The organism is Aeromonas sanarellii, assembly GCF_000820085.1.
Lineage (GTDB): Bacteria > Pseudomonadota > Gammaproteobacteria > Enterobacterales > Aeromonadaceae > Aeromonas > Aeromonas sanarellii.
Window position 1 is genome coordinate 1 of the sequence record NZ_CDBN01000038.1, and the last position, 15,277, is coordinate 15,277.

General features: G+C 64.6%; 6 protein-coding genes. 5 read left to right on the forward strand and 1 reads right to left on the reverse strand.

The annotated features are described in order from the left end of the window. The 3 genes from glpB to glpC form a co-directional block, all read left to right on the forward strand. On the forward strand, window positions 1-887 hold an 887-nt coding region (gene glpB, locus BN1132_RS07430; protein WP_042076459.1), incomplete at its 5' end, for a glycerol-3-phosphate dehydrogenase subunit GlpB. A 1-nt stretch (window position 888) separates the two neighbouring features. Continuing rightward, a complete protein-coding gene (locus BN1132_RS19930) occupies window positions 889-1,026 on the forward strand; it encodes a hypothetical protein (protein WP_157005358.1) in 138 nt (45 codons plus the stop codon). Window positions 1,027-1,077: 51 nt separating this feature from the next. Continuing rightward, entirely contained in the window at window positions 1,078-2,280 is a 1,203-nt protein-coding gene (gene glpC / locus BN1132_RS07435; protein ID WP_042076460.1) for an anaerobic glycerol-3-phosphate dehydrogenase subunit GlpC, read from the forward strand. Between the two features lie 137 nt (window positions 2,281-2,417). On the opposite strand, the gene BN1132_RS07440 is transcribed toward glpC, so the two are convergent. Beyond that, window positions 2,418-13,076, reverse strand: a complete 10,659-nt coding sequence (locus tag BN1132_RS07440) for a retention module-containing protein (protein ID WP_042076461.1) — start codon at window positions 13,074-13,076, stop codon at window positions 2,418-2,420. A gap of 58 nt (window positions 13,077-13,134) precedes the next feature. On the opposite strand from BN1132_RS07440, the gene BN1132_RS19935 reads away from it, so the two are divergent. Together BN1132_RS19935 and nrfA are read left to right on the forward strand one after the other, a co-directional pair. Then, a complete protein-coding gene (locus BN1132_RS19935; RefSeq protein ID WP_141711982.1) occupies window positions 13,135-13,335 on the forward strand; it encodes a hypothetical protein in 201 nt (66 codons plus the stop codon). A 470-nt stretch (window positions 13,336-13,805) separates the two neighbouring features. Continuing rightward, window positions 13,806-15,248 carry an ammonia-forming nitrite reductase cytochrome c552 subunit gene (gene nrfA, locus BN1132_RS07445; RefSeq protein ID WP_042076463.1) on the forward strand — a complete coding sequence of 481 codons (1,443 nt, stop codon included), beginning with the start codon at window positions 13,806-13,808 and terminating at the stop codon, window positions 15,246-15,248. Window positions 15,249-15,277: the final 29 nt, after the last annotated feature.

The following is a 15,277-nucleotide window of genomic DNA, read 5'->3' on the forward strand; positions in this document are numbered from 1 at the left end:
AGGCCCCGGCCCCCGGGGCCCTGCTGCTGGCCACTCTGGCCGGTTTTCGCGACTTTCACCCGGCGCTCGCGGCGGCCAATCTCGCGACCCATTCACGCTTCGCCCACAGCCGGATCCTGACCGGGGAGATCCGCCTGCCCCAGCTGGCCGAGTTCAGCCGCAATCCCCACGAGTTTCGCTCCGCCGATATCGCCCGCCTGCTCGACCGCCAACCGGAACTGCTGGCGGATCTGGCCCGCGAGATCAGCCGCATGGTGATCGAGTGCAGCGAGCCGGGCTGCCGCCATATCGTGCTGCCCGCCTGCCTGTCGCTGGGGTTGGTGGGGCCCCGCCTGGCGGAGCTGGAGAAGCGCACCGGCTGCACCATACAGGAGGTGGCCACCATGCCGCCGTCCCTCATCGGGATGCGGATGCAGGAGGCCCTCAAGCGGCGCTTCATGGCCCTCGGCGGCACCTTCCTCACCAGCGAGCGGGTGCTGGGTGCCCGCTACCAGGGGGACAGGGTGCTCGGGGTTCACAGCCAGAACGGCGACGACCAGCTGTTCGAGGCCGACCACTTCGTGCTCGCCTCCGGCAGCTTCTTCAGCCGCGGCCTGGAGTCGCGCCTTGGCGGCATCCGCGAGCCCATCTTCGACGCCGATGTGCTGAGCCTGTCCGAGCGCGACGCCTGGGCCGGTCGCCGCCTGTTCGATCACCACCCCTTCATGGGCTTCGGGGTCAAGACGGACGACCAGCTGCGGGTGCTGCGGGGCGGCAAGCCCCTCGCCAACCTCTTTGGCGCCGGCAGCGTGCTGGCCCACTATGACCCCATCAAGGAAGGGTCAGGTTCAGGCGTGGCGGTCGCCACCGGCTGGCAGGCCGCCGGCCATATTCTGGCGGAGGGCTGAGATGAATCACACATTCCCACTCACACGACACGGCGTGCTGGCCCACTACGATGCCCAATCCAAGGAGGGCTCTGGCTCAGGCGTGGCGGTTGCCACCGGCTGGCAGGCTGCCGGTCACATCTTGAGTTCAGCCCAATGATGATTTTGTCCCATATCCCGTGCCTTCAACACCGACGGGAGGAGAACTGACATGCTACTGGATCATGCCAACCAAACTTTCGATCAGTGCATCAAATGCACCGTCTGTACCGCCTACTGCCCGGTGGCCAAGGCCAACCCGGCCTACCCCGGCCCCAAGCAGGCGGGCCCGGATGGAGAGCGCCTGCGCATCAAGAGCCCCGAGCTCTTCGACAGCGCCCTCAAGTACTGCACCAACTGCAAGCGCTGCGAAGTGGCCTGCCCGAGCGGGGTGCGCATCGGCGACATCATAGCCCGGGCCAAGCACCAGTACGGCGGCTTCAAGCCGGGGATCCGCGAGTTCGTGCTCTCCCACACCGATCTGATGGGCGGCATGTCCACCCTGATGGCCCCGGTGGTCAACTTCACCACCGGCCTCAAGCCGATGAAGCTGGTGCTGGACAAGGCGCTGGGGGTCTCTTCCCACCGTTCCTTGCCCAAATACTCCCAGGGCACCTTCCGCGGCTGGTACAAGAAGCAGAAAGCGAGTCAGGCCCGATATGAGCGCCAAGTTGCCTACTTCCACGGCTGCTACGTGAACTACAACCACCCGCAGCTCGGCAAGGAGCTGGTGCAGGTGCTCAACGCCATGAACATCGGCGTCCAGCTGCTGGCGCGGGAGAAGTGCTGCGGCGTGCCGCTGATTGCCAACGGCTTCATGGACAAGGCCAAGCAGCAGGCGGCCTTCAACATCCAGCAGCTGGAGAACACCCTGCTCGGCAACGAGATGCCGCTGCTGGCCACCTCCTCCACCTGCGGCTTCACCCTGCGGGACGAATATCCCCACCTGCTGGAGCAGGACAACCACAAGGTGCGGGATCGCATCTCGCTGGTAACCCGTTTTATCTGGAACGAGTTCTATCAGGGCAACAAGCCGGCGATGAAGCCGCTCAATCTGCACATCGCCTACCACACCCCCTGCCACATGGAGAAGATGGGGGGCGTCATCTATACCCTGGAACTGCTGCGGGCCATTCCCGGGGTCAAGGTGACGGTGCTCGACTCCCAGTGCTGCGGCATCGCCGGCACCTACGGCTTCAAGTCGGAAAACTACGACACCAGCCAGGCCATAGGCCAGGGGCTGTTTGATCAGATAAACCGGCTCAAGCCCGATCTGGTCATCACCGACTGCGAGACCTGCAAGTGGCAGATCGAGATGAGCACGGCCTTCCCCTGTGAACATCCGATCCACCTCTTGGCAAGAGCCCTGGCTTGAGATGAGCACAGCCATGCTCCCCTGTGAACACCCCAGCCACCTGCTGGCCCGGGCGCAGGCATGAGCTAGCCATAGTCCTCCACCCAGATAAACAAAGAGCCGGCAATTGCCGGCTCTTTTTATTCAGCGCGTTCCCATCAGGGATGCTGGATGATCAGGCTGTGCTGATCCAGCAGGGACTGCAGGATCTCGTGGGAGGAGGAGCCGCCGCTCAGGTTCCAGCCGCTGAGATCCACGTCCTTCAGGGTGATCTGCTGGGTGACGTGGCCATCCCCTGCCGGCGACACCGAGAGATTGACGTCTCCCAGGCCACCGCTGCCGGTGGTGACGGAGGCCGACAGGTGATTGAGCAAGCCATCCAGGCTGTTGCCGGTCACCCCCTTGAGCAGGTCCGCCAGATCGATCCTGTCCCCCTCTTCGGGGCGGAAGTCGGTGATGGTGTCGATGGCAGGCTGCGCCGCCGTGCCCTCGTCCCCCTGACCCCACACGAAGAGATCGCTGCCCGCACCGCCGCTCAGGATGTCGTTGCCCTGCCCCCCCCGGATCAGGTCGTCTCCCAGACCGCCCAGGAGGCGATCACTGCCGGTGGAGCCGAACAGCCAGTCCCCCTGATCCGAGCCAACCAGGTCGTGGCCGCTCTGGCTGTGGATGTTGAGGGTCTCCTGGGCCGAACTCAGGGTGCGCCCCCCCGCACTCGACTCGGCGGTCAGGATCAGGCTGTGCTCCCCGGCCGCCAGGTCTTTCACATAGAGCGGCACCGAGTGATCCATGGGTAGCAACCAGTCGCCGTTGTTGTCGGCATGGCCCATGCTCTGGCCGTGCTCGTCCACCACTTGGGCACCGCCCAGGTTCTGGATCCGAACCGACAGCTCACCGGTTGCCGGGTTGACCACGCTGGCGCTCAGGTTGAGCGGCACCCAGGCCCCTTGCAGGGCGTGGATGTCGTGGGTCCCGAGGCCGAGCCGCGGCTCATCGGCCTCGGCGGTCACCGTGATGCCCACGGTGGCGGTATCGGTCAGCGCACCGCCCGCCCCCGTGTTGCCCTGATCCGAGGTGGTGATGGTGAGGTTGTCCTCGCCCCAGAAATCCCTGCCCGGCTCGTAGTGCAGATTGCCGTTGAGCAGGCTGTTGAGATCATCGAGCGACCCCACCAGGGTCACCACGTTGGTACCCGCCCCCTGCACCGAGACGGCGCCGGCCGTCCCCAGCAGGGTCAGCACCCCGTGCTCCACCCGCAGCACCATGGACATGGGGGCACTGCCCGCATCCACATCCTTGACGCTGATGCCGGAAAGCGACAGCGAACCGTCCTCCTTCACCGCCATGGCGTCCGGCACCTGGTTGACCGGGGCATCGTTGACCGGTTGCACCTCGATGGGCAGCACGTCGGTGTCGCTCAGGGCGCCACCACTGCCGGTGTTGCCCCTGTCGTTGGTCACCATGGTCAGGGCATCCTGACCGTTGAAGTCCCGCTCGCCCTGATAGGTCACCCCGCCCGCGAGCAGGGCATTGAGATCCGCCAGGGTGCCGGTCAGCACCACATCGCCGGTGCCGTTGCCGGTCAGGGTCACGCCGCTGCCGGCCGGCAGGGTCAGGGTGCCGTGCTCCACCGAGAGACGCACCTCCATGATGCCGTTGCCCGCATCCACGTCCTTGACCTGCAGACCCTGGATGACGAAGGGCTCGTCCTCCTGAGCCACCTGGGGCTCCCCGGGCAGCACGTTGACGGGGGCATCGTTCACCGGGCTCACGTCCACCTGGATGCTGCCGTTCACCTCGGGGCCGAGGGCGCCGTTGTCCAGGCTCTGGGCCGTCACCTTGATCGCCATGGCGCCGTTGGCGTCATGGGTCACCAGCTCCACCGCGTCGAGCTTGCCCCCATCCGTGGTGACCTGCCAGCGGCCGCCACCGAGATCCACCACGGTGCCGCTCACCCCGCTCGGCAGGCGGATTTCTGCCCCGTCCGGCACCCCTTCCAGGGTGACGCGCACCTGTTCGGGCCCGTTCTCGTGCACATTGCCGGCGCTGCCGCCGGTGGCATGGGTATCCCGGGTCTCCACCCCCAGGTTCAAGGTGATCACATCGCCTTCGGCGCCGCTCGCCTGCTCCTGCATGTCGGTGATGACCGCATCCCCCACCGGATTGACGGTGACGGTGAAGCCCGCACTGGTTTCAAGGGGCAGGGTCAGCCCCTTGTCCAGGGTGAAGGCGCTCAGAGTCAGATCCAGGGTGCCGCTGAAGTCCGCAGGCGGGATCAGGGTCAGGGTGGAGAAGTCGGTGCCCACAGGCACCTGCCACACCCCGCCGCCATTGTTCACCGCCGGGGCGGACAGGGTGAAGCCATCCGGCACCCCCTTGATCTGCAGCCCGACGATCTGCTCGGAGCCATCGTTGTCGATGAGGCTGGCCCCCAGCCCCCCCAGGCTCACGCTGCCATCTTCCTGGCCCGTGACGTTCTGGACCGTGAGGTTGGCCGGATCGTTGACCGGCAGCACCTCGAAGCCCACCTGACCGCTCCAGCTCCCCCGATCCGTGCCCGTGGTGGCGGTATCGAGAATATCCACCGTCACCGCCAGCGGCACCTTGCCGCTGAAGTGTTCTTTGGGCACGAACACCAGATCCTTGAGATCCGCCGGGTCGTTCACCCTGAGGGTGGAGACCGGCTGGCCGTTCTTGTCGAGGAAGTGACCATATTGGGGGTCCACGGTCACGACCACCCGCTCCACGGTCTCGAGACCGCCATCGGCCACCGAGGGGCTGATGTCCGCGAGCTTGACCGAGAGATCGAGGTGGATCTCGGTGTCTTCCAGGTTGTCAGGCTGGCCGTCGCCGTTTACGTCCTTCACGTTCAATTGCAGCTCGGGCAGGCCGTCCGCCCCGCCGTTGATGTCTACCTCCGGGGTGATGGAGAGGGTGACGTCCTTCTCCACCATCTTGGTGTCACCGCTCACGGTGTCGGTGTTGACCAGGCGCACGTTGAAGTGCAGGCCGTCACCGGCATAGTCTTGCGGCAGGGTCAGGGTCAGCTTGTCGAGATCATCGAGGCCGCCCGGCAGCTTGATGAGGTACTCGCCGTTGACGAAGTCGAAGGTGAGCCCCTGCACGTTGACGCCCGGGGGCAGACCTGTGATGACGATGCTGAGCTCGTCGTCGCCGATGTCCGCCGTGTCCAGGCTCACCATGTCCTTGAACTGGCTGCCGAAGTTGACTCCCTGATCCTCCACCCCGGTGATGGGGGCGCTGTTGTCAAAATCGACATCGGCGGCCACCTGGCCCGAGTGGGTCGCAGCATGGAAGTCGGCGCTGGCGGTGATCTCCCGATAGGCCGGGGCGCTCACATCCCCCTCGTTGTTGTCGCCAAGGTCGATCACCCTGGCACTGACCTTGAAGGTGACGGTGCCGGTGAAGCCGTCCGGCGAGCGCAGGGCATAGTTGCCGAGGGCGTCGTGGGGCACGGTCCAGTTGCCCTGGCCGTCGTTGATCCCGCCCACCACCACGAAGCCGGGAGGCAGATCGCTGATGACCAGGTAGTCGATGACCTCATCGCTGCTGGGATCCAGATCCTGGAACACGAAGACGCCGTCCAGCGGGATGGCGTGCCCGTCCGGGCTCTCCAGCTGGCCGGTCTGCACCAGGTTGCCATCGGGCTCCACCACCGCCTGGATATCCAGGTGCAGGGTGCCGTCGATCACCTTCTGGGCGGTGGCGCTGGAGTCCACATCCACCTGCGTCACCGTGACATGGCTCTGGAGGGTGGTGTCCCTGTCGCTGTCTTCGGGCCCTTTCACCAGCAGCTGGCCGCCGTTTAACAGGCTGTCGAGCTGGCTCGGGGTTAGATCCACGGCGCCGCTGGTGACCGTCAGCTGGGTATCCACGCCCCCGACCCGGATCCAGACTTCATAACCGGGTTCGATATCGGAGAGGCCGAGGTGCGTCACCTGCTCGGCGCCGTCGGTCAGGTCCGGCTGCCAGTCCAGCACGGTGAACTGATCCTCCAGGCCATGGCTGGTCCTGGCATAGTCGGTGGCGTCGATCGCGGGCTCCACCTTGATGGTGAGGGGCACGTCGAAGCTCTTGTGGTCGCCGTCGTTCTCGGTCACCACCACGTGGCCGACCAGGTGCAGATCGGCGGTGCTGTTGGGGGGCGGCTGGATCTGCAGGTTGCCAAGGCTGGAGACATCCACCTGATAGAGGGGATTGCCCTTGCCATCGAGTCCGGCGAAGGTCAGGGTCAACTCCTTGCCACTGCCGTCGAACACCCTGGCCCCTTCCGGCAGCCCTTCCAGCACCAGGTTGAGGGTTTCCGAGTGATCGAGCGGAGTATCCGTCCACTCCCCCGAGGTGAGCTTGAAGTCCAGCGGTGCCCGGCCATCCTCCTGGATGGTGATGCTGTAGCCGTTGCCATCCTGGGTCCAGTCGCTGGTATTGAGATCGAAATGGGGTTCGTCCACCACCCCCACCAGATCCACGTGCAGGCTCTGGCTGCCGGTCTCCTTCTCGTTCACCACTGTGTGGGTCTGGCCGTTGGCATCGGTCAGGATGGCGGTGTCCTTCACCACCCCCTTGATGGTGAGATCGAAGTCGACGTTGCTGTTTTTGGGCGGCTGCAGCTTGAGGTCATTGATGCGGTCATAGGGCACCTCGTAGTAGCCGTTGGCATCCAGGGTGACCGCCACCCCGCCCAGCAACAGGTTGGCACCGGCGGGCAGGCCGCTGATGCGCACGAACAGACTCTCGGAGCCATCCGCCGTGTCTCCCAGATGGGCGATCCCTATCTTGCTGCCCAGATCGATCAGGGTGTCTTCCTTGCCCTGGATCTCGCGCACGGTGAGCTTGGCGTCATCCGCCTGCGGGTTGACGTTGATCACCAGATCCAGGTGATCCCCGAGCGCCTTGTTCTGGCCGCTGACCACAGGGCTCTTCTCCGTGCTCACCGGCGTCACAATGAGCCTGATGTCACCGCCGTAGTCCTTGCCGGGCACCACGGTCACCTTGTTGATGTCGCCACCGGCCACCGTATAGAGGCCGTTGCTACCCGGTTGGAGCACCTTGCCGTTCAGGGTCAGAGAGCCCTCACCGGACGCCCACTCGATCTGGTAGCTCAGGGTCTCGGAGCCGTCCGTGTCGGTGAGACCCGCCTTGACGTTGAGGACGATGCCGCTGCTGTCCTCGTCCGTGGTGTAGTGCTGGTGCGTGCTGCCCGCATCCCACAGCGGCTTGTCGGCAATGCCCTGTACCGTGATGGCGAGATCGCCGGTCACGGCGGGCGGTGGCGTTCCCTCGCTTACCCCGACCTGCAGCTGCACCTGGAAGTGCAGCGGCTGCTTGTTGTTGCTCCAGCTGGACCAGTCATCAGCCGGCACGAAGGTGAGACCCTGGGTCCGGTAGTTGACGTTGTCTGCGGTCACCATGACCGCCGGCGGCACGATGAACCACTTGCCATCGGCCGTGGTGGTGAGGGCCACCCCGTGGTAGTAGAAGGTACCGTGGGCGTTGGCCGGCGCCTGGATCAGCAGTTGATCCACGTGTTCGCCACGGTCGAAATCGCCGATATCGAGGCGCATGTCGATGGCAATGCCCTGGCTCGGATCCTGGGCTCCCTGATCCTCCTGCCCGGTGACCGCCTTCACAGTGAAACTCACCGCCTCATCCTGCAGGTGGAGGGTCAGGGTGCTCTCGGCGGTATCGCCGTCGCCGTCCACCAACTGAGCCTTGATGATCTGGTTGAGGCTGGCGGCATCGTGATCGAAGCCTGGCCTCGGCGTGAAGCTGTAGTTGCCGTCCTGCCCTATGGTCAGGGATCCCATCACCTGCTTGCCGTCCGGGCTCATCACATCCAGGGTCAGGCTGCCGTTGATGGCATGCTGCTGGCCGTTCACGGTGACCGAGGCCACTCTGGCGCCGTCGGCCCCCTCGTTGGCGGGGGGCAGCAGATCGCCGCTCACGGCGCTGCCGGTCTCGCTCAGGTGATGGGTCAGATGCGTGCCGATGGGCATGTCATCCTGCACCTTCACCTCCACCGTCACATTGGGGCTGCGATCCCCATCAAAGTCGGTCACGAACAGCGGTATTTCGATACCCAGTTCATCCTTGCCCTGGGCGCCGTGATCGAGCTGGCCCACCAGATGCACGCTGTAGCTGCCATTGACGTCGAGATGGATCCAGAACACCGGCTTGCCGCCCTCCGCACTCGCCAGATACCAGCCGGGGCTATGGGCCGCCAGGGTCACTGCCTTGCCACCCGAGCTGAGATGGTTCGCCTGATTGAAGGCCGCCACATCGAGTTCAAGAGAGGCAACACGGTCCGAGCCGGCGCTGATGGTCACCTTGCCACCGGCCGTCTCCCCACTTTCGGTCGGAGTGGTGCCAGGATGCTGGATACTGCTCCCATCCAGATCCGCCTCCTCGACCCGCACGGACTCTATGGCCGAGATCACGGGGTCGGCGGCATCGGTGATCACCGCCGTGGTGCTGCCGGTGATCACCGAGCCATCGCTGTCGGTCACCTTGACCGGCAGGCTCAGGTCGAGCCTGTCGTCGGCCCCGTGATCCAGGTTGGTGTGTACCGTCACCTGATAGTCCAGGGTTGCCTGGGTGTGAGCTTCGATGCGCCCCGGCACGCTCGGCAGGGTCACCGTCAGCACCAGGGTGCCGCTGGCGGTCACTGCCTGGAAGCCGTGACCGTTGCTGCCCGGCACCTCCTGCCAGGTCAGGGTCTCACCGTTGTGGGTGATGGCCTTGCCGCTCCCATCCACCACCTGGCCGGAGAGGGTCAGCCGCACGTCCACCACGGGATCGGAGTCCGCCGTGATGGTCAGGGTGCCGGTGGCCTGCTGATCGTCCGCCGTCTGGTTGTTGGCGGCGCCGTCGAAGCGGCCTTCACTGAGCGTCACCCCGGTCAGGGTGAGGGTCGGGGTATCGCCCTCGACGATGCTGACGTTGAGGGTGCCCGTGGTGCTGTCGTTGTTGCCGCTGCCCTTGTCGCTGTCGACGACATTGATCTTGAACGGCAAGTCGGTGGCGTTGCCGCCGCTCTGGTGTACCCCCTGATAGAGGGTCACCTTGTAGTCGAAGCCGTTGCTGGCGGCGTTGTCCAGCTTGCCGCCGAGCTCGACCTCGAGCACCTCGACGCGCACGCCGTTCACTTCCACGTAGCCCTTCAGGATCTGGTTGCCCGGGATGGCGGGATCCCCGTCCACCAGCTCGTATTTCACGCTCTGGCCCAGGGCGGTCAGGGCAGGTTGCTCGTTCACGTCCGCAAAGGAGACCTCACTCACCCGATCCGAGCCGGCGTTGACCTGGAAGTGGCCGGTGCCAACCAGGGGGCCATGCCCGTTGAGATCGCCCTCATCCAGGCTCACCCCGCTGCCCGCCACGAAGTTAGGCGCGCTGCCGTCCTTGATGACCAGCGGCAACTGGGTGGAGACGCTGTCCCCGTCCTTGTCGGTCAGGGTCACGGCAAGGGGCAAATTGAGGGACTCGCTGCCCTGGTGATCCAGCTCACCGCTTAAGACAACTTTGGCAGTGACGCTCCAGTTGCCGTTGCTCTCCACCAGGCTCAGCTCGGCCCGCAGCACCTCGCGGCCATCCGCGCTGGTGCCCACCAGATCCCCGTTGGCATCCAGGGTGAAGGTGACCTTGCTGCCGTGGCTGCTGAACTTGCCATCCAGGCTGCCTTGTATGGCCGCGATATCGAACTTGAGGCTATCGGGCGCCAAGGCATCAGCACCGTGGTTGACGGTGAAGCTCATGGTGCTCACCACGGCGCCGTCCCCCTGGTTCGCCTCCGTCATCTCGGTGCCGGTCACGGCGCTGATCACCGGGTTGGCCCCATCGCCGATGGCCACGGTCAGGGTCGAGGAGACGGTGTCGCCGTCGCTGTCCGTGAGGGTGAAGCCCGCCAAAAGCCGACTGTCAGTGCTGCCCTGATCCAGCGGCTGGTTCAGGGTAAAGACGTAGTGGCCGTTCTGATCCAGCGTCAAGGTGAAGACGTTCTGGCCGTTGACCGTGCCGCTGATGCTGTTGCCGCTGACGCTGATGACCACAGGCGCGCCGCCGCTGGTGAGGCCCTGCAGGCCGGGCTGGCTGGCATCGAAGCCGATATGGACCAGGGGGTCAGCGCCTGCGGTGATATTGAGATCGCCGCTGAGGGTCTGGGCCGCGCTCCAGTCGCTGTCCTCCACCAGGGTGAGGGAGACGGGGTCGACCTGGGGCAGCACGCCGTCGGTGATATGAATATTGAGGGTGCCGAGGTTGCTCTTGTCCCCGTCAAAGTCGGTGCCCTGTACTTGCAGCCCCAGGTTGACGCTGTTGGTGCTGACAGGTTGATCCAGTACGCCATCGAGCGCCACCTGGTATTTGCCATCCAGCCCCAGGGTCACGGTCAGGATGGGCTTGTTGCCCGCATCCAACAGGGTGATGACATTGCCGTTGACCTGATAGTGGGTCGGCTGGCCGCCGCTGGTGAGGCCATTCAGGCCGGGCTGATTGGCCTCGAAGTTCAGCGACACCAGGCGATCGCTGCCCACATTGACCGGCAGCTGGCCGTCCAGGATCTGGCTGGCACCGCCCTCTTGCAGGCTGCCGCCGGCGTCGAGGCCGAGGCCGGGATCGGAGCCGTCGTCGATGGCGATCTGAAGGTTGGCGTGGGTCTCGTCCCCGTCGATCTCCCTGGCGGAGACGGTGAGCCCCAGAGAAAGCCGGTCGCTGCCCTGATGATCCAGGGGCCCGCTGAGGGAAACGGTGACCTTGCCCTGGATGTCGCTGCCGGATTGGCTGGCGCCGAGCTCTGCCTTGATCACCTCGATCCGATTGCCTTGATCATCGAGGTAATACCCGGTGAGCAGGCGATCACTGCCGAACTCGAAGCTCAGCACATGGCCGTCGCTGGCAAGACCGCTGCCGTTGAGACGAGCAAGGGTCGCGGCCTGATCGGCGAAGGCGACCGAGTCCGCCAGCAGGGGATCGGACTGGTGCCCGATCAGGAACAGGCTCTGCCCCACCACGGCATCTGTGTTGTCAAAGCCATCCTCAATGAGGGTGACGGGGGCTATGGTGAAGTCCGGCGGCGTGCTGTCCACCTGGTTGACGTTGAGGTTGGCGTGCACCAGATCCCCGTCGCTGTCGCGGTACTCCAAGGCAAAGGGCAGGCTCAGGCTATCCTGACCGTGATCCAGGCTCTGGTGCCAGACGATGCGATAGCTGCCGTCATTGGCCAGGGTCAGGGTGAAGACGGTCACCCCCCCTGCACTGGCAGTCAGGGTCTGACCGCTTGTCTGGTAGGCGAGCGCCGTACCGTGGCTGGTCAAGCCGAGCTGCTCGAGGGCGCTCTGATCGGCGCCGAAGCTCACCTGCAGGTTGCCATCTAGCCCGGCCCCGGTATGCAGGGAGCCGGTGGCGCTCACCGGCCCCTCGGCCAGGTCCGCCTCAGAGAGGGTCAGGGTATCGCTCTGGCCGATGAGGGGCGCCCCGTCGATCACCCGGTTGCCCGCGAGATCGGTCACCTCGGCGCGCACCTCGTAAGGGCCCTGGATCGTCGACAGATCGAGGTTGCCCAGGTGCCAGCGGCCGTCGCTGCCCACCAGGGCGCTGCCGCTGAAGAGGGTCTGACCATTCTGGCCAACCAGGGTGATGGTGACGCTCTGACCCGCCTCCACCTCGCTGGTGCTGCCGCTCAGGGTGACCTTGTCATGGCCCAGGATGCTGCCGGTGTCGAGATCATCGATGTCGATGGCGGCCCGGGTGTCGACCGTGACGGTCAGGGTGTCGCTGGCCCGGTTGCCGGCGATGTCCACCGAATCGACCCGAAAATCATAGGCGCCATCCGCCATGTCGCTCGGGATCTGGTATTGCCAGTTGCCGTTGCCATCGACGACGAGCACCGCCAGCACGCTGCCGCCGAGACTCAGGGTGACGGTGGCACCCGGTTCCCCCTTGCCCTGCAGCAACGGAGTGGTGTCTTTAGTCAGGTCGTCCACCTGGCTGGCGCCGGTGTCGCTCTCATCCGCCAGATCCAGCGTGATGGTGGTGATAGTATCGAGCAGGGTCTGGCCGGTGTCGCTGGCCTTGTTGCCGGCCGCGTCCTGGGTATCGGCCTGGATCGTCAGCGGACCATCCACCAGCTTGCCGGTGACGTCGCCGAAGTTTGCCTCCCAGACAAAGCCGGGCAGCACCACTGTGGTGGTGGTCAGGCGATTGCCCTCCTGATCGATCAGGGTGACGGTCACCGTCTGGCCGACTTCCACATCCTCGACGAAGCCGCGAATGATGACGCCGGTCGCCTCGTCGGCGTTGATGATGTTGTCGGCGGTCTGGGGCTCCGTGATGGTGATGGCCGCCAGCAGATCCTGATCTTCCGAATAGCGCAGTTCGTCGCCTGGCAGTGCCCCCTGATGGTCGGTGTCAAAGCCCGCCTCGGCCAGGGTCGCATCATTGATGCGATCCACCACCACGAAGCCACCGGCACTGGAGCCGGCCACACCGTCAACCGTGCCGGCCGCCGCGTTACCGGCCGCGGTCTCCTCAAACAGCGCGGTCGGGTCGGCCCCCTGACGGATGGCCTCCTGGAGGCTCGCCAGCTCGGCAGGCAGTGCCGCCTCAGGCTGGGCGGGCTCGGGGCGCTGGTCAACCGCGTCCGCCAACTCCACCTGCCCGTCGGATCCGGTCAGCAGCCGCATGCCCGGCTCCAGTTGCATGCCAGGGGTGGCAGGGCGCTGGGCGCCATCGGCATCCATCACAAACACGGCGCCCTCCACCTTGGCAATAAGAGTCGGTTTCTCGATTCGCAGCTCGGCCATATATCCTCCAACGGGTAAACACAGGCTTCCCAGGACATGAAGCCTAAGGGAAGCCACCGTGACAGGCGGACATTTTACCGCCAAACACCCCATACAACCCTTCAGCATTTTCGAAAATATCGAAAGTAAATGCCGCAAACCTTCCTATTTAATTAAATTAAACGCTGCAAACCACGATATTCACCAAAATAAAGACCTGATTTCTCCTGCGAAGGGAAAGGATGGCCCTTCTGGCTCCCTCTGGCGCGACAGCTTCTGACACGCGCCGCCCTCGCCTCCAGGGCGCGCTATTTCAGCAGGCTGAGCATCTCGTCCTCTCCCCTGTCGACATGAAATGAATATTTACTCAATTCAGACCTGTGTCGACCAGGGGGGCCGCCCATCTCCCGCCTCCCCCCGGCACCTTCTCTTACCTGGCGCCACTCCCTTGCCATCCTCCCTGACGAAGGAAAAAGGTGGGACTAACCATCGGATGGATTTCAATAATTCAACCTGGATCCCACTTTTGGGATCCTCCCCCCCTGCCAATTGATCTAGCGCAACTCCCAGGGGGATAAATGATTATCCATTTTACCCATTTGGTATTATCTCCGGGAGCAATTGCATAAACAGCACTTTCTATGCAGCCATAACAATTAATCGGCCTGCCATGCCCGTCGATGATGAGCACAGATGTCCACAGCTAGATGGAACGGTCAGGCCCGACATGGACTTTTTTATCTGGGAGTGATGACCGTGGGTTCATATGACAAAGCTTGCAGACAGGGCCTCGCCGCTCTGCTGCTGACCGCCCTGCTCGGTGCCGGCACTCTGGCGCAGGCAGAGGAGGCCACCCCCGAGGGCAAGGTAGAGGCGCGCAGCGAGCTGTTCGCCAAGGATCACGCCGATCAGTTCACCAGCTGGAAAGGCACCAGCGAGAGCAAGGAACGCACCGACGCCCTGGCGGAAGATCCGCAGATGGTGGTGCTCTGGGCCGGCTACCCCTTCTCCAAGGATTACAACAAGCCGCGCGGCCACTTCTATGCGCTGACCGACGTGCGGGAAACCCTGCGTACCGGCGCCCCCAAGACCGCCGAAGACGGTCCGCTGCCCATGGCCTGCTGGAGCTGCAAAGGCCCGGACGTGGCCCGCGTCATCGACGAGAAGGGTGAGGATGGCTACTTCAAGGGGATGTGGGCAAAAGGCGGCCCCGAGATCGTCAACACCATCGGCTGCGCCGACTGCCACGACACCGCCTCGAAAGAGTTCAAGGAAGGCAAACCTGCCCTGCACCTCTCCCGTCCCTATGCCGACCGCGCCATGACCGCCATCCACAAGCCGTTCAAGGAGCAGGGGCGCTTCGATCAGCAGTCCCAGGTGTGCGGCCAGTGCCACGTGGAGTACTACTTCAGCGGCCCCACCAAGGCGGTGAAATTCCCCTGGGACAAGGGCACCACAGTGGAGCTGATGGAGCAGTATTACGATGAAATAGGCTTTGCCGACTGGACCCATGCCCTCTCCAGGACCCCCATGCTCAAAGCCCAGCACCCCGAGTACGAGACCTGGCGCGCCGGCATTCACGGCCAGAACAACGTCGCCTGCGTCGACTGCCACATGCCCAAGGTGCAGAACGAGCAGGGCAAGGTCTACACGGATCACAAGGTGGGCAATCCCTTCGATCGCTTCGAGCAGACCTGCCGCAACTGCCACACCCAGAGCAAGGAGATGCTGCAAGGGGTGGTCAAGCAGCGCAAGGATGCCGTCACCGAGATCAAATTGAAGGTCGAGAAGCAGCTGGTGCACGCCCACTTCGAGGCCAAGGCCGCCTGGGATGCCGGCGCCACCGAGGCCGAGATGAAGGACATTCTGCAGGACATCCGTCACGCCCAATGGCGCTGGGACTTCTCCATCGCCTCCCACGGGGTGCAGGCGCACGCACCGGAAGTGGCGCTGCGCATGCTGGGCACCGCCCTGGACAAGGCCGCCGATGCGCGCACCAAGCTGGCACGCCTCTTGGCCGCCAAGGGGATCAGCCACGAGATCGCCATTCCCGACATCTCCAGCAAGGAGAAGGCCCAGGCCGCCCTTGGCATGGACATGAGGCAGATGAACGCGGACAAGGCCCAGTTCCTCAAGACCACAGTGCCCGCCTGGGAAGCCGAGGCCAAAGCGGCCGGACGGCTCGCACAATGACGAGGCATGCGGGCCCGCAGTGTCGGGCC

Excerpts from the sequence above, each read along its gene's own strand:
- BN1132_RS19930 (WP_157005358.1), top strand. The coding sequence starts at position 889 with ATGAATCACACATTCCCACTCACACGACACGGCGTGCTGGCCCACTAC.
- glpC (WP_042076460.1), top strand. The coding sequence starts at position 1,078 with ATGCTACTGGATCATGCCAACCAAACTTTCGATCAGTGCATCAAATGC.
- BN1132_RS07440 (WP_042076461.1), bottom strand. The coding sequence starts at position 13,076 with ATGGCCGAGCTGCGAATCGAGAAACCGACTCTTATTGCCAAGGTGGAG.
- nrfA (WP_042076463.1), top strand. The coding sequence starts at position 13,806 with ATGACCGTGGGTTCATATGACAAAGCTTGCAGACAGGGCCTCGCCGCT.